Origin of the sequence: Streptomyces sp. NPDC127098, from assembly GCF_042722465.1 — a bacterium.
Taxonomy (GTDB): domain Bacteria; phylum Actinomycetota; class Actinomycetes; order Streptomycetales; family Streptomycetaceae; genus Streptomyces; species Streptomyces millisiae.
Genome location: NZ_JBHXFJ010000002.1, coordinates 1 through 20,920, shown reverse-complemented (window position 1 = coordinate 20,920; position 20,920 = coordinate 1). Strand labels below are relative to the sequence as shown.

15 protein-coding genes are annotated in these 20,920 nt (G+C 73.4%); 6 read left to right on the top strand and 9 right to left on the bottom strand.

Translation table 11 applies throughout. From position 1 onward, the window contains the following. Positions 1-3: 3 nt before the first annotated feature. The 4 genes from ACFWI8_RS01520 to ACFWI8_RS01505 form a co-directional block, all read right to left on the bottom strand. Positions 4-1,779, bottom strand: a complete 1,776-nt coding sequence (locus ACFWI8_RS01520) for a prenyltransferase/squalene oxidase repeat-containing protein (RefSeq protein ID WP_387084335.1) — start codon at positions 1,777-1,779, stop codon at positions 4-6. Beyond that, the gene (locus ACFWI8_RS01515; RefSeq protein ID WP_387084333.1) at positions 1,776-2,921 is read right to left on the bottom strand and encodes a phenylacetate--CoA ligase family protein; all 1,146 of its coding nucleotides are present in this window, start codon (positions 2,919-2,921) and stop codon (positions 1,776-1,778) included. The genes ACFWI8_RS01520 and ACFWI8_RS01515 overlap by 4 nt, the downstream gene beginning before the upstream one ends. 442 nt (positions 2,922-3,363) lie before the next feature. Next, on the bottom strand, positions 3,364-3,846 hold the full coding sequence (locus ACFWI8_RS01510) for a DUF6644 family protein (protein ID WP_387084331.1): 483 nt from the start codon (positions 3,844-3,846) through the stop codon (positions 3,364-3,366). Positions 3,847-3,848: 2 nt separating this feature from the next. Beyond that, positions 3,849-4,583 carry a DUF6152 family protein gene (locus tag ACFWI8_RS01505; protein ID WP_387084329.1) on the bottom strand — a complete coding sequence of 245 codons (735 nt, stop codon included), beginning with the start codon at positions 4,581-4,583 and terminating at the stop codon, positions 3,849-3,851. Positions 4,584-4,659: 76 nt separating this feature from the next. Here ACFWI8_RS01505 and ACFWI8_RS01500 point away from each other — a divergent pair, with 76 nt between their 5' ends. After that, on the top strand, positions 4,660-5,547 hold the full coding sequence (locus tag ACFWI8_RS01500) for a LysR family transcriptional regulator (protein WP_387084327.1): 888 nt from the start codon (positions 4,660-4,662) through the stop codon (positions 5,545-5,547). On the opposite strand, the gene ACFWI8_RS01495 is transcribed toward ACFWI8_RS01500, so the two are convergent. Further along, entirely contained in the window at positions 5,528-6,427 is a 900-nt protein-coding gene (locus ACFWI8_RS01495) for a LysR family transcriptional regulator (protein WP_387084325.1), read from the bottom strand. The genes ACFWI8_RS01500 and ACFWI8_RS01495 overlap by 20 nt on opposite strands. 103 nt (positions 6,428-6,530) lie before the next feature. On the opposite strand from ACFWI8_RS01495, the gene ACFWI8_RS01490 reads away from it, so the two are divergent. Genes ACFWI8_RS01490 through ACFWI8_RS01475 form a run of 4 tightly spaced genes read left to right on the top strand, consistent with a single transcriptional unit; the run spans position 6,531 to position 14,808 of the window. Beyond that, a complete protein-coding gene (locus ACFWI8_RS01490) occupies positions 6,531-8,087 on the top strand; it encodes an MFS transporter (RefSeq protein ID WP_387084323.1) in 1,557 nt (518 codons plus the stop codon). Further along, entirely contained in the window at positions 8,084-9,613 is a 1,530-nt protein-coding gene (gene hutH / locus ACFWI8_RS01485) for a histidine ammonia-lyase (protein WP_387084321.1), read from the top strand. Before ACFWI8_RS01490 ends, hutH begins: the two co-directional genes overlap by 4 nt. Positions 9,614-9,651: 38 nt before the next feature. Next, positions 9,652-10,905, top strand: a complete 1,254-nt coding sequence (locus ACFWI8_RS01480) for an epoxide hydrolase family protein (protein WP_387084319.1) — start codon at positions 9,652-9,654, stop codon at positions 10,903-10,905. A gap of 33 nt (positions 10,906-10,938) precedes the next feature. After that, positions 10,939-14,808: a molybdopterin-dependent oxidoreductase gene (locus ACFWI8_RS01475; protein ID WP_387084317.1), complete on the top strand. Its 3,870-nt coding sequence runs from the start codon at positions 10,939-10,941 to the stop codon at positions 14,806-14,808. Here the strand turns inward: ACFWI8_RS01475 and ACFWI8_RS01470 are convergent. Genes ACFWI8_RS01470 through ACFWI8_RS01455 form a run of 4 tightly spaced genes read right to left on the bottom strand, consistent with a single transcriptional unit; the run spans position 14,802 to position 18,803 of the window. Then, on the bottom strand, positions 14,802-15,614 hold the full coding sequence (locus ACFWI8_RS01470) for an ABC transporter ATP-binding protein (RefSeq protein WP_387084315.1): 813 nt from the start codon (positions 15,612-15,614) through the stop codon (positions 14,802-14,804). The genes ACFWI8_RS01475 and ACFWI8_RS01470 overlap by 7 nt on opposite strands. Further along, complete coding sequence (locus tag ACFWI8_RS01465; protein ID WP_387084313.1) at positions 15,615-16,673, bottom strand: FecCD family ABC transporter permease; 1,059 nt, start codon at positions 16,671-16,673, stop codon at positions 15,615-15,617. After that, positions 16,670-17,713: a FecCD family ABC transporter permease gene (locus tag ACFWI8_RS01460; RefSeq protein ID WP_387084311.1), complete on the bottom strand. Its 1,044-nt coding sequence runs from the start codon at positions 17,711-17,713 to the stop codon at positions 16,670-16,672. The genes ACFWI8_RS01465 and ACFWI8_RS01460 overlap by 4 nt, the downstream gene beginning before the upstream one ends. 19 nt (positions 17,714-17,732) lie before the next feature. Then, the gene (locus ACFWI8_RS01455; protein ID WP_387084309.1) at positions 17,733-18,803 is read right to left on the bottom strand and encodes an iron-siderophore ABC transporter substrate-binding protein; all 1,071 of its coding nucleotides are present in this window, start codon (positions 18,801-18,803) and stop codon (positions 17,733-17,735) included. A gap of 252 nt (positions 18,804-19,055) precedes the next feature. Between ACFWI8_RS01455 and ACFWI8_RS01450 the strand changes: the two genes are divergently transcribed. Next, positions 19,056-20,822, top strand: a complete 1,767-nt coding sequence (locus ACFWI8_RS01450; protein ID WP_387084307.1) for a DUF6055 domain-containing protein — start codon at positions 19,056-19,058, stop codon at positions 20,820-20,822. Positions 20,823-20,920 lie beyond the last annotated feature (98 nt).

The window sequence follows — 20,920 nt, the reverse complement described above, 5'->3', positions numbered from 1 at the left end:
CCTTCAGGAGAGGGTGAGGGCGGGCAGCTCCGCGAGCTCGCCCCGGACGCGCCGGGCCAGCAGGGTGCCGACGCAGGTCGCCAGCAGGTCGTCGCCCTCGGGCGGCGCGAGTGGGGTCCAGGCGGTGCCGGCCCCGGTGACGACGCGGTCGACGAACCTGCGCAGATGGTCGGTGTCCAGCGCCACCCCGTGTCGGTCGGCGGTGAGCACGGCCTCGTAGGTGCTCAGCAGGTCCGGTATGCGGCGGCCCTCGTTGGCGTAGCCGCCGCCGGTCACCCGGTGCCGGTCGAGGGCGGCGCGCACCGCGGCGGGGCGTGGCCGGCCCACGGCCTGCCGGGCGCGCAGCACCTGGAGGGTGGCGCGCAGGGTCGGCGCCCCGCCGGGCACGTTGGCCGCCGGCTCGGCGTCCGGCTCCCCGGCGTCCACCGTGGTGCGGCAGGCGTCGAGGAAGCCGACCAGGCGGGTCCCGTCGAGCACGTCGGGGTGGTCGGGCCGCAGCAGCGACTGGATCTCGGCGGCCGACACGGTGGAGACCACGTCGGATCCGCGGCCCTCCCAGTAGCCGAACCCGCCGTCGGGGTTCTGGAGTTCGCCGAGCCAGTCGGCGACCCGCTTGCGGGCGCCGGGGTCGTCCCGGAGGGCGCCGGCCGAGAGCGCCCAGAGGGTGCAGCGGACCTCGCTGCCGCGGGCCGGCATGTACATCACGCCGCCCTCGTTGGGCAGCAGGCAGCCGGCGAGCCAGTCGCGCAGCTCGTCGGGGCCCGGGGCGGTGGCCGGGGCGTCGGGGTCCGCGATGAGCAGCGTGGCCGAGGTGGCGAGCGCGTCGGCGGCCAGCGTCGGCTCGCGGTAGGTGAATCCGCCCTGCTCGCAGGCGAGTTCACGCATCCGGGCGGTCACCGCCGTGGAGTGCTCGGCGGTGGGGGCGCCCAGCGCGTGCAGTGAGCCGATGGCGCAGAACGAGGCCCAGACGTCCTCGACGGGATAGCCGTCCCAACGGACGAACGCCCCGGTGGCGCCGCGCCTTCGCTCGATCCAGGCGACGCAGGCGGCCGGGTCCGCGGGGGCGCCGCCCAGCGCGTCGAGCGCCGCGGTGGCCCGGTAGGTGGCCCACATGCAGGGCACCTCGGCGGCCGGCGAGAAGCGGAACCCGCCCTGCGGCGTCTGCTGCGCCCGCAGCCAGGCCAGGAGCCGCTCCACGTCCCAGGGCGGCGCGGTGCGGCCGGTCCTGGCGAGCACCCGCCAGGCGAGCACCCCGTAGAAGCAGGCGCGGACGTCGGCGACCCCGGCGGCGGCGTGCTCGGGGGTCCAGCCGAGTCCGCCGTCCGCGGTCTGGAGCGCGCCGAGCCAGCCGAGCAGCCGGTCCGGCTCGGGCACCGGCTCGCGGCACACCTCGAGGGTGGTGCGGGTGGAGAAGAAGGTGGCCCACGCGTCGGGGAGCTGTCCCGGCATCATGGCGAAGGCGTCGCCCGACCAGGTCTCTCGCAGCCAGGCGGCGGTGCGGTCGAGACCGGCCGGGGCGTGCTCCGCGACGCCGAGGCGGGCCAGGTCGATCAACCCCTGGGTGCAGTAGTAGGTGGCCCAGGCGTCCGAGGCCATGCCGCGGCTCCACGCGTAGCCGCCGTCCGCGTTGCGGCGGGTGGCCAGGTAGCGGGCGGTCCGCTCCGGGTGCGGCACGCCGTCGGGGCGGCGCAGCCAGCCCAGGGTGCGGATGGCGGCGTAGGTGCACCACAGGTCGGGCTGGCCGGTGGCCACCCCGGCCGGGGAGGCGGTGGTGGTCATGAACCGGCCTCCACCACGCGGAGGTTGGTGCGCTTCCAGCTCTTCTGGGAGGCGCCGCTCTTGGTGTTGACGGGAAGCGCGTTGACGAAGCGCACGTCGCCCCAGGTCACCCGCAGGCTGCTGCGGGAGGCGGCCTGCACCGCGTCGGCCAGCTCGCCCTCGGCGCCGCGGTCCCAGTCGCTGTCGCGCTCCAGCAGGAGGCGCAGCGGCCGGCCCTCGGGGTCGACCTCCATGAGGTAGCCGGTGGCCGCGGTCTCGCCGTAGACGATCTCCTCCACCTCGCGGACCGTGACCTTCGCGCCCGCCAACACCAGCGCGTCGCTGCTGCGGCCGTGCACGGTGACGGAGGGAGCGGCGGTGCCGCAGCGGCAGTCGTCGGCGACGGTGACCTCGTCCCCGGTGTCGAGGCGCAGCAGCGGCCTGGCGTGCAGGTTGAGCGGGGTGACCACGAGGCGGCCGCGCTCGCCGGCACGCAGCGGCCGCACGCCGTCCGCGGTGGCGAGCTCGAAGTGGTTGGCGGCCAGCAGGAGGTGTTGCCGCCCGGCGTGGCAGGAGGTCGCCAGCGTGCCGGTCTCCGTGCTGCCGTAGCTGGCGTCGTAGACCTCCGCCTGCCACCAGGCGCCGAGCCTGGCGCGGAACGGCGCGGTGTTGACCTCACCGAGCAGCATGATCTTCTCGACCGAGGCGCGGTGCGCGGCGAGTTGGTCGCGGCGCTTGAGCAGCCGGGTCAGCTGCTGGGCCACCCCAGGGGCCACGTAGAGCACGGTCGGGCGCAGGGTCTCCCAGATCTGGGTGAGCCGGTCCCAGTCGCAGATGCCGGTCGCGAAGGGGTAGGCGCGCGTGTGCACAGCGCCCAGATATTCGCACACGTGAACGACGAGATCGCCGACCGGAACGACGTCGGACGGCAGCAACACCAGCACCCGGTCGCGCTCGCCGAGCAGCGGGCGCCATGCCTCGGCGACCGAGACCGCGTTGCGGATGGCGTCCTCGGCGAGCCGCGGGGTGGGCGTGGGGCGGCCCGTGGTGCCCGTCGTCTCGTAGTACTTGTCGGCCTCGGCCGGCTCCACGATGCAGTAGTCGAGCGGCCTGGCCTTCAGATCCTCCTTGCGGGTGATCGGGTGGTCGCGGAACGTTTCCATCGAGAACGGCGGGAGGGGCCTGTAGGCCGGCGCGGTCGACGCCCGTTCCCAGACCTTTTCGAGCTTGTGCTCGTGGAAAGCGGAAGGCGGATTCTCGGTTCGAAAGCGGGTCGCCTCGGCGCGGGCGTCGAGCATGAGCTCGAGCCGGTCTGCCGTGGTTATGAGCACGTCACATCCCCCTGGTCGGTTGTGGTGCGCAAGACGTCTTTCGGTGGTTTCGAAAGTAGTCGTCGGGGTGAGGGCGCCACAATGCGGGGATGATTATGTTTGGTACCGCATTATTGCGCGGGTGAGCACAATCGCAAATGTTCACAGATTCTTCATCTGCGGATGTTGTTCTCGGATACATCCGAATGGGATGCCGGGAAAGCGGAATAAATTACTCCGGAAAGCGGCAGGAAAAAGGCCCGTCCGAAGACGGGCCATGGAATTCAGAACGACATCAGGTGTACGCGAGCAGCCTCCCGGCGGCGATCACGCCCACCCAGACCAGGGTCGAGACGATCCCGGCCGCGCGGGCCGCGGCCGGCGCGACCTCACGGACGTCCCACCGGTCGACCGAGCGGTAGACGCCGAGGTGGAAGACGGCGACGTTCACCCCCGCGAGCAGCAGGAGCCCCAGCTTCCAGGGTGCCGCGGCGCTGTTGCCCACCGCCGCGGCGCCGGAGACGAACATCACCACCCCGGAGAGCGCGGCGATCACGAAGCCGAGCCGGGCCAGCGGCAGCAGGTGCCTGGCGGCCGACGTCACCGGCAGCAGCCGGCGGCCGACCCCGAGCAGCCGCAGGTCGAAGGCGATGGCCGGCCCGACCAGCACCGCGATGCCGACCAGGTGCACCGTCTCGAGCGACGAGTACACCCAGGGGGTCGTGCGGACGGCCTCGCCGAGCTCCGTCCGCTCCAGCCAGTCGTAGAACTCGTCCATGCTCAGTCCCGGTTGCCGCGCCGCACGACGTAGAGGCCGCCGCCGACCACCACGAGCACGCCGACCGCGAGCAGCGCCCAGACGACCGCCGACGAGGAGCCCTCGTCCTCGGCCGCGCTCTCCCCGGCGTCGTCGGCGCTGTCCGGCCCGCCGGTGCTCTCGGCGCTCCCGGTGCTCTCGGCGGGCGGGTCGCCCGCGTCCGCCCCCTCCTCGGCGCCCTCCGCCGGGGCCGCCTCGGGCATCGCCGGCAGCGGCACCGAGCGCTGGCGCACCACTTGGCCGCTCTCCACCACGATCAGCTCCGGCCGGATGTGGGCGTCGTCGTCACGGCCCAGGTAGCCGACCGCCTCGATCGACTCGCCCTCGGTCACCTCGCCGTCGAACCCCCAGGCCGAGAGCCGCTCGATCGGGGCCAGGTCCATCGTCAGCCGCTCCGCCTCGCCGCCGTAGGGCCGGGTGGCCTCCAGCACCTCGCGTCCGTCGAGTTCCTCGAGTTCCGGAGGGATGTCGAGTTCGGCCCAGCCGGCCGGCACCGAGACCGGGGTCTCGAGCTCGATCGTCACCTCGGGGTGGGGATTGCCCCACCGGACCTCGCTGACCGTTCCCGACACGTAGTAGGCCGCGGTCGTGTCGTACTCCTCCCACCCGTGGTGCGCGGCCGCGGGGTTCGCGGTCGCCAAGCCGATCACGGTCGCAACGAGCAGGGAGAAGGCGGTGGTTGCGGAAGCACGTCGCATGGCAGCAAGGCTGGTGGATGGCATGCTTCACGGCTACATAGTTCCATGGGACAGTAATAACTGATCAAATATTGCTATGAATCTCGACCAGCTCCGCTACATCGTGCTCCTCGCCGAGGAGCTGCACTTCGCAAGAGCAGCGTCAAGACTCGGGCTGCAGCAACCCCGGCTCAGCCAGCAGGTTCGGAAGCTCGAGGACGAGCTCGGGGTACTGCTGTTCGAGCGCACCACCAGGGAAGTACACATCACCTCGGCCGGCAAGGGCTTCGTCGCCGAGGCCCGGCGGGTGCTGCACCATGCCGAGCGTGCCAAGCGCATCGCACGGCAGACGGGGCGGGGCGAGGTCGGCCAGCTCTCGCTCGGCTTCGTGGGCTCCGCCTCCCACGAACTGCTGCCCAGGCTGCTGCGGCGCTTCCGGCAGGGCTACCCCGGCGTCAAGTTACAACTCCGCGAGATGGCGAGCAGCCAGCAGATCGGCGAACTCCTCGCCGGCCGCCTGGACATCGGCATCCTGCACGGTCCGGATGGCGGCGTGGGCCACCCGGAGCTGGCAGCCCAGGAGATCTCCCGCGACCGGCTGGTCGCCGCCCTCTCCCGCCGACATCCCCAGGCGTACCGCGACCCGCTGCCGATCGCCAGCCTCGCCGATGACGCGTTCGTGCTCTTCCCGCGGCGGCTCGGCCCGTCGCTGCACGACCAGATCATGCACCTCACCCGGTCGGCCGGCTACGAGCCGCAGGTCACTCAGGAAGCCGTGCACATGCACACCATCATCGGCCTCGTCGCGGCCGACATCGGCGTCTCCATCGTGCCCGGCGCCATGGCCTCGCTGCGCCGCTCCGACGTCGTGTTCCGGCCGCTGACGCCGCAGTCCCACAGCATCGCCCTGCATCTCGCCTGGCGGCGCGGCGAGACCAGCCCCGTGGTCCGCAACTTCCGCAACCTCAACGCGCCTCGGACCTGACCACCTCTTCGGCGTGCCGCAGAAAGCGACGGAGCGCGGGAAGCTCGCTGTCCCGTCGCCAGGCGAGGCCAAGCGGCACCGTCGGCTCCGGCTCGGCGAACCGCCGGATGGCCACGCCGGGCACCCGCAGCCGACTGGCCCGGCCCTCGACCACGACGGTGACCCCGGCGCCGAGGGCCACCGCGTGCAGCAGCCGCTCCTCCTCCGGCTCCCAGCGCGCCACCGGCGGTCGCACCCCCGCGCCGAACACCTGATCAAGCATCCGATCCCACATGCCAGGGCCGTGCTCGCGCGGCCACCACACCAGGGGCTCGCCGGCCAGGTCGGCGCGGCGGATCCGACGCCGGCGGGCCAGCGGGTGGTCCACCGGGACCACCGCCACCAGTGGCTCCACCGCGACCTCGCGACAGGCCAGATCGCCGGCGAGGTCGATCGGTGGCCGCACGAACGCCGCGTCGAGCGAACCGAGCCGTAACAGCCGTTCGTGCAACGCCGTGTAGCCGCTGGAGAGCCGCATCTCGACGCCGGGGCACTCCTCCCGGAACCCGTCCACCAGCCGCGCCGTCACCCCCTGGGCCGCGGAACGCGTCAGCCCGACGCGCAACTCGCCGGTCTCGCCCGCCCCGTAGGACCGCACCAGGGCCTGCGCCGCGCCCGCCCGCGTCAACAGGTCGCGCGCCAGCGGCAGCAGCGCCCGCCCGGCCCCCGTCAACGCCACCCCACGCCGGTCCCGCGCGAACAACTCGGCGCCCAGCCGCCGCTCGAGCACCTTGATCTGCTGGCTGAGCCCGGGTTGCGCGATGTTCAACCGCCGCGCGGCACGGCCGTAATGAAGCTCCTCCGCGACCGCGACGAAGTACCGCAACTGCCGCAGCTCCATGCGCGGAAGTCTACGCGGCGCGCCCGCCGTGAGAAGTGTCCGCGATCAGCTGGGAAGAAACCGGTCTTGGCCGGTCGGGCGTCAGCCGTGGATGAATGTCGTGATGCCAAGACCGGGAGAAAGCATCACGCGCCGCCGCTCCGTCGCCCTCGCCTCGATCCTGCTCGCCACCTTCGTCGGCCACGTCGACTCCAGCATCGTCCTGCTCGCCCTGCCCGCCATCAGGGAGGAACTCGGTGCCTCCTACGGCCAGACCCAGTTCGTCGTCGCCGGCTACACCGCCGCCTACGCCGCCGGCCTGGTGACCGGCGGGCGGCTCGGCGACCTGCACGGCCGGAAGCGGGTGTTCCAACTCGGCGTCGCCGCCTTCACCCTGCTCTCGGCCGCGTGCGCGCTGGCGCCCGACGCCACCGCCCTGCTCGCCGCCCGCACCCTCCAGGGCCTGGCCGCCGCCCTGATGCTCCCCCAGGTGCTCGCCATCGTGCAGGCCACCTTCGCCGGTTCCGAACGCGCCCGCGCGATCGGGGCCTACGGCGCCACCATGGGCCTGGCCTGGATCGCGGGCCCGCTGGGCGGCGGCGCCCTGCTGGCCTGGGACCCCGGCGGCCTCGGCTGGCGGGCCCTCTTCCTGGTCAACCTGCCGGTCGGCCCGCTGATCCTGCTCGCCGCCCGGTGGACCATCGTGGAGAGCCGGGGCCCGCGCCAGCGGCTCGACCTCGCCGGCGCCCTGCTGCTCGCCGTCGCGCTCTACGCCCTGCTGCTGCCGCCGGCCTCGGCCGAGGGCGGCCAGTGGTCCGGCTGGCTCGTGCTCCCCATGGCCGGCGGCCTCCTCGTGCTCACCGCCTTTCTCACCCTGGAACGCCGCCTCCAACGTCGCGGCCTGGCCCCGCTGTTGCCGCCGAGACTGCTCGCCGAGCGCCGCATGGCGCGCGGCCTTGGCGCCCTGCTCGCCTTCTACGGCGGCAACATGGGCTTCTTCACCCTGGTCGCCTACCACGTGCAGAACGGCCTGGAGCGCAGTCCACTGGTCTCCGGACTGGTCTTCGCGCCGCTGGCCGTGGGCTTCGCGCTGGCCAGCGCCGGCAGTCGCGTCCCGCACGCCAGGTTCGGCCACCGGCTGCCGGTCGGCGGCGCGCTGCTGACGGCGGTCGGTCTTGCCGGCGTGGTCGGTATCGTCCTCCGGGTGCCGGAGGACTCCCAACTGCTATGGCTCCCCCTGCCGTTGGCGCTCATCGGGCTCGGCCAGGGCCTGGTGGCCTCCCCGCTGATCACCGTCGTGCTCGACGGCACACCGGTTGCCGACAGCGGAGCCGCGAGCGGGGTGCTGCTCACCGCGACCCAGGTCGCCCACGCGTCCAGCGTGACGGTGATCGGCGGCCTGTTCGTGGCCGTCCTCGGCGCCGAACCCGGCGCCGCCGGCCTCGACTTCGACGACTACAGCCGGGCCACCGGCACCGCCTGTGCCGCCGCGCTCGCCCTGGCCCTGCTGACCGCCGTGCTGGCCCGCCGGCTCCGCCCGGCGTCGCCCGCCACCGTCGACACCGGCCGAACCCGGGACCCCGGGCCGGCCGGGCCGCTCCACCCCGCCCCGGCGGGGGACGGCGCCCCGTCGTCCCCGGCCCTGCGCCCTTCCCGACCGACCGCCGAGGAGGCGACATGACCACCACCCTCCCCGCCCCCGTCACCATCGGATCCGCCACCCGGCTCACCCCCGACCTCCTGGAGCGCGCCGCCGCCGGCCCACTCGCGGTCCGCCTGGACCCCGCGACCCGGCGCCGGGTCGGCGACTGCCACCGCTTCCTGCTCCGCTGCCTCGCCGAGGGACGCCCGGTCTACGGCGCCACCACCGGCTTCGGCGCGCTCGTCGGACTGCCGGGCCGCACCGACGCGGCCGACCAGTGCGAGAGCCTGCTCGACCACCTCACCGCGGGCCAGGGCGACGACCTGCCCTTCGAGGTGGTCCGCGGCACCCTGCTCGCCCGCCTGTGGGCGCTGGCCAAGGGCCACTCGGGCGCCCGCGAACAGGTGCTCGACGCGCTCGTCGCGGCGCTCGACACCGGGTTCGCGCCCGCCGTGCCCGAGCTCGGCTCCGTCGGCGCGAGCGGCGACCTGGTGCCCACCGCCCACCTGGTGCGCGGGCTGCGCGGCGAGGGCCCCGCGCACCTCGCCGGCCGGCGGCTGCCCGCCGCCGAGGCCCTGCGCCTCGCCGGCCTCACCCCCGTCGACCTGGCGGGACGGGACGCCCTCGCGCTGGTCAACGGCACCTCCTTCACCGCCGCCGCGGCCGGCCTCGCCCTCGCCCAGCTCACCCGCTCCCTGGACGCCGCCCTGCGGCTCACCGCGCTGCTTGCCGAACTCCTCGGCAGCGCGCCGGACTTCGCTGACCCCTCGCTGCTCGCGGCCTACCACCACCCGGACGCGTCCGCCGCCGGCGACCGGCTGCGCGACCTGCTCGCCGGCACCAGGCCCAGCGGCGAACGCCCCCTGCAGGAGCCCTACTCCATCCGCTGCGCGCCCCAACTCCTGGGCGCCGCGATGGCGTCGGTACGGCACGCGGCCTCCGTCATCGAGGACGACCTCAACGGGATCAGCGACAACCCGCTGTTCTTCCCCGAGGAGGACAGGGTCTGCCACGGCGGCAACTTCTTCGGCCAACCCGTCGCGTTCGCCGCCGACCTGCTCTCGCTTGCCGCCGTGCAGACCGCGAACCTCGCGGAGCGCCAGCTGGACCTGCTGCTCGACCCGCACCGCAACGGTGGCCGCAACCCGCTGCTCGCGGCCGACCCCGGCAGCCAGCACGGCCTCGCCGGCGTCCAGCTCACCGCGACCGCCATCACCGCCCAGATGCGCCGTACCGCGACCCCGGCCAGCGTCCAGAGCCTGCCCACCAACCTCCACAACCAGGACATCGTCCCCTTCGGCACCCAGGCCGCGCTCGGCGCCTACCGCCAGGCCCGCGCGCTGCGCCTGCTGCACGGCTCGCTCGCCCTCGCCCTGCGCCAGGCCGCCCACCTCGGCGACCGCCTGCCCACCGCCCCCGCCTGCGCCGCCGAGCTCGACCGGCTCGCCGAGGCGCTGCCCCCGGTCAGCCCCGACCGCCCGCTGGCCGCCGACGTCCGGCTGGCCGCCGACCTGCTGGACGCCGCCGCCGGCGATCCGCCACGCCCCGGCCGGCCGTCGTTCTAGGACGCCGGGCGTCCTGTTGGCCGCCTAGCCTCCGGGGCATGGCAGACACCACGCCGCACGACAGCACCATCAGTCCCTTCCGCATCGAGATCCCGCAGGCCGCGGTCGACGACCTGCACGCCAGGATCGCCAACACCCGCTGGCCGGACGAGCTGCCGGGCGTCGGCTGGAGCCGCGGGGTCCCGGTCGGCTACCTGCGGGAGCTCGCCGACCACTGGCGCACCGCCCACGACTGGCGGGCCCAGGAGGCCGCGCTCAACGCCCACCCCCAGTTCCGCACCACGATCGAAGGACAGCGCCTGCACTTCCTGCACGTCCGCTCGCCCGAGCCGGACGCCCTGCCGCTGATGCTGCTGCACGGCTGGCCGGGCACCTTCGCCGACTTCCTCGACGTCATCGGGCCGCTGACCGACCCCAGGGCACACGGCGGCGACCCGGCCGACGCGTTCCACCTGGTGATCCCCTCACTGCCCGGCTTCGGGTTCTCCACCCCGCTCGCCGGGCCCGGCATGAACGCCGACCGGATGGCCGGCCTCCTCACCGAGCTGATGGCGCGCCTCGGCTACCGGCGGTACGGGGTTCAGGGCTACGACACCGGCTCCTGGGTGGCCCCCCGGATGGGGCGGCTGGCACCCGAGAGCGTCGTCGGCGTCCACCTCAACGCGATGATCTCCTTCCCCGTGGGCGTCGAGGGCGAGACGGAAGGGCTCAGCGAGGCCGACCAGCGCCGCTGGCAGCGCATGCGGGACTTCAACGACGGCTACCTCCAGTGCAACGCCAAGCGGCCGGCCACCGTCGGCCACGCCCTGCACGACTCGCCCGTCGGCCAGCTCGCCTGGATCGTGGAGAAGTTCAAGGAGCTGACCTGGCCCGCGGAAGGGCTGCCCGAGGACGCCGTCGACCGGGACCGGATCCTCACCGACGTCTCCCTCTACTGGTTCACCGGCACGGCCGTCTCGGCGGCGCAGATCTACTACGAGGAGATCTCCGCCGCCGAGTGGAGCACAGCGAGTGCCGAGGGGGAGTGGGGCGAGGGCGCGGGCGACTGGGCGCCCGAGCGCGGCACCGTTCCCACCGGCGTGCTGCTCTCCGCCCACGACGTGACCGTGCGCCCGTGGGCCGAGCGCGACCACCACGTGGTGTCCTGGACCGAGCTCGAGGAGGGCGGCCACTTCCTCGCCATGGAGGCCCCCGACGTCCTGACCGCCGAGGTCAGGGCCTTCTTCCGGGAACCACGCCGGCCGGCACCCGGTGCTCACACGGGAGCGGCGGGCGGTGTGCAGGGGGCGTAACGCGGCTTGATCGCGGCACGTGACGCCCGCGTAATGGGCCGTTCGTACGGTCGACGCACCAGGGTCGAAGGTGGAAGGGGCCGCGAGGTGTCCGCAGCGGAATCCGGGGGCGTGCGCACCGTCTGCTCCTACTGCGGGGTGGGCTGCGGAATGGTGCTGGACATCGCCGTCGGCCCGGACGGCCGGCGCACGGTGCGCCGGGTCACCGGCGACCGCGACCACCCGGCCAACTTCGGACGGCTCTGCACCAAGGGCGCCACCACCGCCGACATGCTGGCCGCCCCAGGACGGCTCGCCACCGCCCTCCGCCGGGCCCGGCGCGACGCCGAGCCCGAGCCCGTCGACGTGCCGGCGGCCGTCACCGAGACCGCGCGGCGGCTGCGCGCCATCGTCGACGAGCACGGCCCCGACGCCGTCGCCCTCTACGTCTCGGGCCAGCTGAGCCTGGAGGCCCAGTACCTCGCCAACAAGCTGGCCAAGGGCTTCCTGCGCACCAACCAGATCGAGTCCAACTCCAGGCTCTGCATGGCCAGCGCCGGCACCGGCTACAAGCTGTCGCTGGGCGCCGACGGCCCGCCCGGCTCATACGAGGACCTCGACCACGCCGACGTCTTCCTCGTCATCGGCTCCAACATGGCCGACTGCCACCCCATCCTGTTCCTGCGCCTCATGGAGCGGGTGCGGGCCGGCGCCAAGCTGATCGTCGTCGACCCCCGGCGCACCGCCACGGCCGAGAAGGCCGACCTGTACCTGCCCATCCGCCCCGGCACCGACCTGGCCCTCCTCAACGGCCTGCTGCACCTGCTGGTCGCCGGCGGCCACACCGACCAGGGGTTCATCGCCGCGCACACCGAGGGCTGGGAGGCGATGCCCGAGTTCCTCGCCGACTACCCGCCGGACGCCGTCGCCGCCATCACCGGACTTCCCGAGGCCGACATCCGTCGCGCCGCCGAGCTGATCGGCACCGCGGGGGAGTGGACGAGCTGCTGGACCATGGGGCTCAACCAGTCCACCCACGGCACCTGGAACACCCAGGCGCTGATCAACCTCCACCTGGCCACCGGCGCCATCTGCCGCCCCGGCAGCGGCCCGTTCTCGCTGACCGGCCAGCCCAACGCGATGGGCGGCCGCGAGATGGGTTACATGGGCCCCGGCCTGCCGGGACAGCGCTCGGTGCTGGTCGCCGAGGACCGCGCCTTCACCGAGCGGCTCTGGGACCTGGCGCCCGGCACCCTGCGCGCCGAGGGACCGGCCCAGGGCACCGTCGAGATGTTCCGGCGGATGGCGGCGGGCGAGATCAAGGGCTGCTGGATCATGTGCACCAACCCCGTCGCCTCGATGGCCAACCGCGACACCGTGGTCGAGGGGTTGCGGGCCGCCGAGTTCGTCGTCACCCAGGACGCCTACGCCGCCACCGAGACCAACGCCTACGCCGACGTGGTGCTGCCCGGCGCGCTGTGGGTCGAGGGCGACGGCGTCATGATCAACAGCGAGCGGAACCTCACCCTCACCCGGCAGGCCGTCGACCCGCCGGGCCAGGCGCTCCCCGACTGGCGGCTCATCACCCTGGTCGCCCGCGAGATGGGCTACGCGGACGCCTTCCCCTACGAGAGCGCCGAGGAGATCTTCGAGGAGCTCAAGGGCGCCTGGAACCCGACCACCGGCTACGACCTGCGCGGGGTGAGCTACGAGCGGCTCGACGCCACCCCGGTGCAGTGGCCGGCCGCCGCGCCGGACGGGCCGGAACGCAACCCGGTCCGCTACCTGCCGCCGGACGGCGGCGGCCCCCGGTTCCCGACCGCCAGCGGCCGCGCCGGCTTCTACCCACGCCCGCACGTGCCGCCCGCCGAACTCCCCGACGACCGGTACCCGTTCGTCCTCAACACCGGCCGGGTGCAGCACCAGTGGCACACCCTCACCAAGACCGGCCGGGTGGCGCGGCTCAACAAGCTCAACCCCGGGCCCTTCGTCGAGGTGCACCCGGACGACGCGCGGGCCCTCGGCATCGCCGAGGGCGACTCCGTCGAGGTCGCCTCCCGCCGCGGCCGGGCCGTGCTGCCCGCCGTGGTCACCGACCGGGTGCGGCCCGGCTGCTGCTTCGCGCCGTTCCACTGGAGCGACCTGTTCGGCGAGCGGATCACCGTCAACGCCGTGACCAGCGACGCCGTCGACCCGCTCTCCAGACAGCCGGAGCTCAAGGTCTGCGCCGTCGCCCTGACCAGGGTCGCCGCCCGCCCCACCACCCCCGAGCCGGTCACCACCGAGCCGCTCGCGCCGCCGGCGCGCACCACGCCGAGAGGGCGCGAGGTGATGGTGCTGTGGGCCTCCCAGACCGGCAACGCCGAGGAGTTCGCCAACGCCGCCGCCGGCCGGCTGCTGGCCGCCGGACACCCGGTGCGGCTCGCCGGCATGGCCGAGTCCGACCCCGCGACGCTGCCCGCCGCGGCCGACCTGCTGCTGGTCACCAGCACCTTCGGCGACGGCGACGCGCCCGACAACGGCGTCGACTTCTGGACCAACCTCGCCGACGGCGGTGCCCCCCGCCTCGACGGCCGCCGCTACGCCGTGCTCGCCCTCGGCGACTCCGCCTACGACGACTTCTGCGGCCACGGCCGCCGCCTCGACCGCCGGCTCGCCGAACTCGGCGCCACCCGCCTCGCGCCCCGCACCGACTGCGAGCCCGACTACGAACCCGCCGCCTCGGCCTGGCTCGACCAGGTGCTCGCCACCCTCTCCGGCGGCGCCGCGCCCATCCCCGCCGCCCCCGTCGCCCCCACCCGCCGCAAGCGGGTGACCGCCACCGCCCGGCTCACCGGCAACCGGCTGCTGAGCCTGCCGGGCGCCGGCAAGGAGGTGCGCCGCTTCACCCTGGACGCCCGGGACAGTGAGACGCCGCTCGAGTACGAGGTCGGCGACGCGCTCGGCATCCGGCCCACCAACTGCCAGGATCTCGTCGCCGAGTGGCTGGCCGTCACCGGACTCGACGCGGCCGCCGAGGTCACCCTGGAGAACGCCGGCGACCTCCCGTTCGCCGAGGCCCTCCACCGCCACCTGGACATCACCCGCATCACCCAGGGGCTGCTCCGCTTCGTCGGCGACCGCACCGGCGACCGCGGACTGCGCAAGCTGCTGCGCCCCGGCAACGCCGGCGAACTCGCCCAGTACTCCTGGTGCCGGCAGGCCGTCGACGTCGTCGCCGAGCACCCGGTGCGGGCCACCGCCCAGGAGTGGGCCGACGTGCTCGGCCGGCTCAAGCCCCGCCTCTACTCCATATCGTCGTCACCGCTCGACGACCCGCGCACCGTCTCGCTGACCGTCTCCGTCGTCCGCTACGAGAACCTGCGCGGCCGGCGCCGCAAGGGCGTCTGCTCGACCTTCCTCGCCGACGCCGAGCCCGGCACCGAGATGTCGGTCTTCGTGCAGCGCGCCCCGCACTTCCGCCCCCCGGCCGACCCGGCCACCCCGATGGTGATGGTCGGCCCCGGCACCGGCGTCGCGCCCTTCATCGGCTTCCTCGACGAACGACGCGCCCGCGGCCACCGCGCCCCCAACTGGCTCTTCTTCGGCGAGCAGCACCGGGCCACCGACTTCTACTACCGCGAGGAGCTGACCAGCTTCCGCGACCAGGGCGTGCTCACCCGGCTCGACACGGCCTTCTCCCGCGACCAGCGCGCCAAGGTCTACGTCCAGGACCGGATGCGCGAGCACGGCCCCCGGCTGTGGTCCTGGCTGAAGGACGGCGCCCACTTCTACGTCTGCGGCGACGCCAGCAGGATGGCCCGCGACGTCGACGGCGCGCTGCGCGAGATCGCCAGGCGCCACGGCGGCCTCGGCGAGGACGAGGCCGCGGCCTACGTGCGCCGCCTCGCCGCCGACCGCCGCTACGTCCGCGACGTCTACTGAGGCCGGCCGCCCGCCACCTCGATCGGGTGCCGCGCGTGCGGCACCACCATCGGCGTGCCGGTCACCGGGTCCGGCACGATGTCGCACGGCAGCCCGAACACGTCCCCGACCAGCTCGGCGGTCAGCACCGTCTCCGGCGGGCCCTGGGCCACCACCCGGCCCTCGTGCATCACCACCAGGTGGGAGGCGAACCGCGCCGCCTGGTTGAGGTCGTGCAGCACCGCCACGATCGTCCGCCCCTCGCGGTGCAACTCGGCGCACAGCTCCAGCAGCTCGTACTGGTGGGCGATGTCGAGGAAGGTGGTCGGCTCGTCGAGCAGCAGCAGCTCGGTCTCCTGCGCCAGCACCATCGCGATCCACGCCCGCTGCCGCTGACCGCCGGACAGCTCGCCCGCCTGCGCGTCCGCGAGATCGGTCAGCCCGGTGCGCTCCAGCGCGAAGGCGATCGCCGCGTCGTCCGCCGGCGACCACTGCCGCAGCAGCGTGTGGTGCGGATAGCGGCCGCGCCGCACCAGGCCGCGCACCGTGATGCCGTCCGGCGCCACCGGGCTCTGCGGCAGCAGCGCGACCCGCCGGGCCGCCTCCTTCGCCCGGTAGCCGTGCAGGTCCCTGCCGTGCAGCAGGATCCGCCCGCCGACCGGCTTCAGCACCCGGGCGAACGCCTTCACCAGCGTCGACTTCCCGCAGCCGTTCGGGCCGATGATCATCGTCAGACCGCCGTGCGGCACGTCCAGGCTCAACTCCCGCACGATCGGCTCGCCGCCGTACGAGATCGTCACCCCGTCCGCGCTCAGACCCGTGCCCACTTACAGCCGCCCCTTCCGCCACTCACGAACCAGCAGATAGCCGAGATAGACGCCGCCGAGCGCCATGGTGTAGATGCCGACCGGCAGCCCGTCCGACCAGGGCGCCTGCTGCGCCGCCAGATCGGCAAGCACCAGCAGCAACGCGCCCACCAGGGCGGCCAGCGTCTGGTGCGCGCCGGTGGAGCCGGTCAGCCGGCGGGCGATCTGCGGCGCCGTGAGCGCCACGAACGCGATCGGCCCCGCCACGCTGACCGCGCCGGCCGACAGCACCACCGAGAGCGTGACCGCGAACACCCGGGTCCGCCTGGGGTCCGCGCCGAGTCCGGCGGCCAGCTCGTCGCCCATCTCGCCGACGTCCAACCGCCGGGCGAGCAGCGCCGCCAGCGGCACGACCGCCGCGAGCACCAGCCAGATCGTCGCCGCGTGGTTCCAGTCCCTGGCCGACAGGCTGCCGTTGACGTACGCCATCAGCACCGAGGCACGGTCCCGCTCCACCACGTAGACCACGTACTGAGTGAACGCGTACGCCATCGCGGCCACCCCGATCCCGGCCACGATCAGCCGGCCCGGGTTGCGGAACCCGGTGCCCGTCGAGAAGTACACCAGCAGCATCGCCGCCGCCGCGCCGCCCAGCGCGCCCAGCCACACCGGCAGCGTGCCGGGCAGCAGCAGCGCGAAGACCGCGGCGCCCGCGCCCGCCCCGGCGCCCAGGCCGATCACGTCGGGGCTGCCCAGCGGGTTGCGGGTGACCGACTGGAAGAGCGCGCCCGACAGGCCGAGCGCCGCCCCCGCGCCGATCGCCACCACCAGGCGAGGACCGCGCAGCCGCTCCAGCACGAACTCCTGGCTGCCCTCGGCCCCGCCGAACAGCGCCCCGGCCAGCTCGCCCAGCGGAATCCCGAGCCGCCCCAGCGTCAGCGTGGCCACGCAGGCCGCGAGCAGCAACACGAACACGCCGAGCACCGCCAGCAGATGGCCGCGGTGCACCGGCAGCGCCACCGCCCGCCCGATCCGCAGCACGCCCCCGCCCCCGGCGGGGACCTCACCGGAGACCGTCACGCGCTCCCCCTCATCCGCCGCACCGCGAACAGCAGCACCGGCGCCCCGACGAACGCGGTCACCACGCCCACCATCAACTCCTGCGGACGCACCACGACCCGGCCCAGCACGTCGGCGAGCAGCAGCAGCGCCGGACCGACGACGGCCGCGTAGCCGACCTGCAGCCGGAAGTCGACGCCCACCAGCGCCCGCACCACATGCGGAACGGCCAGGCCCACGAAGGCGATCGGGCCCACGGCCGCCGTCGCCGCCGCGCTCAGCAGCGTCGCCGCGACCAGGCCGGCCGAGCGCAGCACCGTCGGGTTGGCGCCCAACGAGGTCGCCGACTCGTCGCCCAGCGCCAGCGCGTTGAGCCCGGGACCGAGCAGCAGCGCCAGCGCGAGGCCGGCGAGCGCGAACGGCAGCACCGAGCGGAACACGTCGAAGTCCCGGCCGCCCAGCGCCCCGACCACCCAGTAGCGGTAGCTGTCGAACGCGTCGGGATGGGTCAGCGCGATCGCCTGCACCAGCGCCGTCAGCACCGCCGACACCACGGCGCCGGCCAGCACAAGACGCACCACGCTCCCGTCGGCGCCGGCCGCCCCGATCACGTAGACCAGCAGGCCGGCGAGCAGCGCGCCCGGCAGCGCCCACCACACGGTGGCCGCCTGCCCGGAGGCGCCCAGGAACGCGGTCGCCGACACCACGGCCGCGGCGGCGCCCGCGTTGATGCCGAGCAGCCCGGGATCGGCCAACGGGTTGCGGGTGACGCCCTGCATCAGGGTGCCCCCGACGGCCAGGCAGACGCCGGCGAGCACGCCGAGCGCGGTGCGCGGGTAGCGGCTCTCCACGACGGTGGTGACGTAGGGGTCGGCGTTACCGGCCCACACGTCGAGGACGTCGCCGAACGACGTCGACCTGCTGCCGAACATCACGCTGGCCAGCACGGCGAGCGCCAGCACGACCAGGCCGACGAGCAGCGCGTACACCCGGCGAGCGGTGCCGACGCGGGAGGCGTCGGCACCGCTCGGGCGGGACTTCGCGAGGGTGGTGGTGGTCACGAGGGTGGGTTACCCGGGATCACTGGTCGATCGTGGCGACGGCCTCGTCGATCAGCGGCAGATAGCGGTCGATCACCCACGGCACGGTGAGCGGGTTGATGATCGAGGAGGCGGTGACGAAGGAGTTGTCGTCGCTGGCGACGACGCCACCGCGCTCCACGGCCGGGATCGCGGCGTACAGCGGCTGCGCCTCGATCTCCTGACGGGTCTCCGCGTCGGTGTAGAAGGTGAAGATCAGGTCGCTGTCGGCGAGTTGGTCCGCGTTCTCCAGGCCGATCAGCGCCGAGTCGGTGCCCTCGGTCTCCTCGAAGGTGTCGACCACCGGGTCCACGGTCAGGCCCAGGCCCGAGACCATCGCTACCCGCTGCTCCTCCGGCAGGAAGACACCGAGGGTGCCGGGGCCCGAGGTGTAGATGTAGGAGAAGGTGACGTCCGCGTACTCGGGGCGGGTCGCGGCGGCCTCGGCCAGCTGGTCCTCGATGTCCCCGATCAGGTTGGCGGCCTCGTCGGGCTGGCCGAGGGCCGTCGAGATGATCTCGATCTGGTCGTCCCAGTTGGTCGACCACGCCAGGTCCGGGTAGGCCACGGTCGGCGCGATGTCGGAGAGCACGTCGAACTGGTCCTGGGTGATGCCGGACCAGGGGGCCAGGATCACGTCGGGCTCGAGCTCGATGATCGCCTCGAAGTCGATGTCCTCGCCGCCGGTGAACTGCGTCGGCAGCTCGTCGCCGGCCTCGGTCACGGCCTCGTGGATCCACGGCAGGTAGCCGGTGTCGTCGGCGCCCCACTCGTAGCTCTCGATGCCGACCGGGGTGTGGCCGAGCGCGATGGCGGTCTCGGCCGAACCCTGCCCGAGGGTCACGACGCGCTCGGGCTGCTCCTCTATGGTGGCCGGGCCGAGCGCGCTCTCGATGGTGACGGGGAAGGCGCCCTCGCTCTGCGCGGAGTCGCCGGAGTCGCCCGAGCCGCCGGTGGTCCCCTCGTCGTCGGAGGAGTCGGACGAGCAGCCGGTGAGCACGAGGGCCGCGGCGGCGGTGGCGGCGGTGAGGGAGAGCGCGGATCGGCGCAGGCGGGTCAGGCGGGGCGACATGCTGTTCCTCGGTGGGTGTGTGGTGCGTTGGTGTCCGGGGACGGAGGCTAGCTTAGGTAAGCCTAACCGTACAGTGCCTTCCGGTGGCCGCCCGCGCCGGGGCGTGGTGCCGAGGGTGGAAATCCTTTGCCCGGAGCGTTCCGCGGCGGGGTCATGGGAGCGCTTCCATGAGACCATCTCCCTTGTCGCACGCGCATGTTCCTTGCGAGCCGCGCTCTCTTCGAGCAAAGGAGCAGTACTGTGCCATCCGGTATGTCATGGACACGTCGCAATTTTGTGGCGGTGGCCGCCCAGTCGCTCGTCGCGGCGGGGGTCGGCGGGGCCGGCGTGCTCCGGCCGACGCCAGCCACCGCCCTGGCCAAGTCCCTGTATCTCCCCGCCCGTTGGCAGTCCACCGGCGAGGTGCCGTGGAGCCGGGACCGGAGCAGGGAGTCGACCAACTTCATCCTGCTGTGGGGCGAGAAGTCGGGGACCGACCCGCTCAACGCCCCGGCCGAGTTCCGGTTCGACCCGAACAACATCCTCAGCCAGCTGGAGACCCTGTACTCCTTCTACGTGAACACCATGCGGTTCACGGCGGAGACGGGGCTGCTCGCCCAGTACAAGATCGTGGTGATCGTCACCCGCACCTGGAACCGCACCGCGCTCGACGCCTGGGCCACGGGCGGCTCGGTGGACGGCACCGTGGGCGTCATCAACATCGCGCCGGCCGCCGCCCAACCGGGCTCCTGGGGCCTGGCGCACGAACTGGGCCACGTCTTCCAGAACTACACCTTCCTCGGCCGGGGGGCGGGCGTCGGCTTCACCGACCCGTCGGCCGGCACCTTCTGGGAGACCAGCGCCGAGTTCATGGCCATGCGGGTCTACCCGAACGGGGGCGCCGGCGACCTCACCCGTTTCCTGCGCACCGAGAACCTGGCCTGGTCGTCCAGCCGCCACCACTACGGCAACTGGATGCTCATGCAGTACCTGGTCGACCGGTACGGGGGCATCCAGACGTTCAACGACATCTGGAACCAGGCGCGGAGCAACGAGCACCCGCTGGAGACCTACCGGCGCGTCAACAACCTGACGCAGACCCAGCTCAACACCCGGGTCGCGGAGTACGCCCAGCGCCAGGTCACCTACGACTACTCGAACCGCGCCAACATCATGCCGTTCATCAACGGCGTCTACGGCGCGGGCTTCATCAACGCGTACAACGGCGTGCCGGTCGACGCGATCGACCAGTCCACCGGCCACTACGCCATCTCGAACCGGATCGCGCCCTCGGACTACGGCTACAACAAGATCCGGCTCGTGCCGAGCAGCGACGGCGGCCTGATCACCCTGCGTTTCAGGGGCCACGTCAACGCGGCGGCCGGCTCCGGCTGGTCGTACGGCTTCGTCGCGGTGCGGAACGGCGTGCCGCGCTACGGGCCGATCCACAACGGCGCGGACGCGCAGGTCACCTTCCAGACCCAGTCCGGCGAGCGGGACGTCTACCTGGTGGTCACCGGCACCCCGAGCACCGTGCACCACTACGCCTTCCTGGACGGCTACCCGAGGAACTACCGCTATCCGTACGAGTTCACCGTCCAGGGCGCGGTGCCCTCCGGACACGAGCCCGGCTACCAGAAGCCGGCCGCCACCGGTGGCGGCCACTGGCACGCCAACGGCGGCGGCTGGGTGGACAACCGGGCCAACGTCGCGGCCAGCGTCCACGTCGGCCCGCGCGCCGCCGTCTACGGCAACTCCACCATCAGCGGCAACGTCCGCGTCGAGGGCCTGGCCTGGGTGAACTCCGGGGCCACGATCCGCGACAACGTGGTGGTCAGGGACAACGCCATCGTCCAGGGCGGCGCCAACCTGTCGGGCAACGTGGTGGTCGGCGGCGACGCCGAGCTGTGGATCGCCTGCTCCTCGGGCACCTACCTGACGTTCAACCCCGACCGCGGCTGCGACGGCCGCGGCGGCGAGACGGACATCAACCCGGCGACCAGCGCGTTCTCCGAGGCGGAGATCGCCATCAGTCGCTGACGCGCGTTGATGCTCCTATTGGTTGTCAAGCGGCTTGGAGCCAGTCGCGGTAGGAGTGGGTGAGGGCGTCGTCCCGGGTGAGTCCTCGTTCGAGTCGG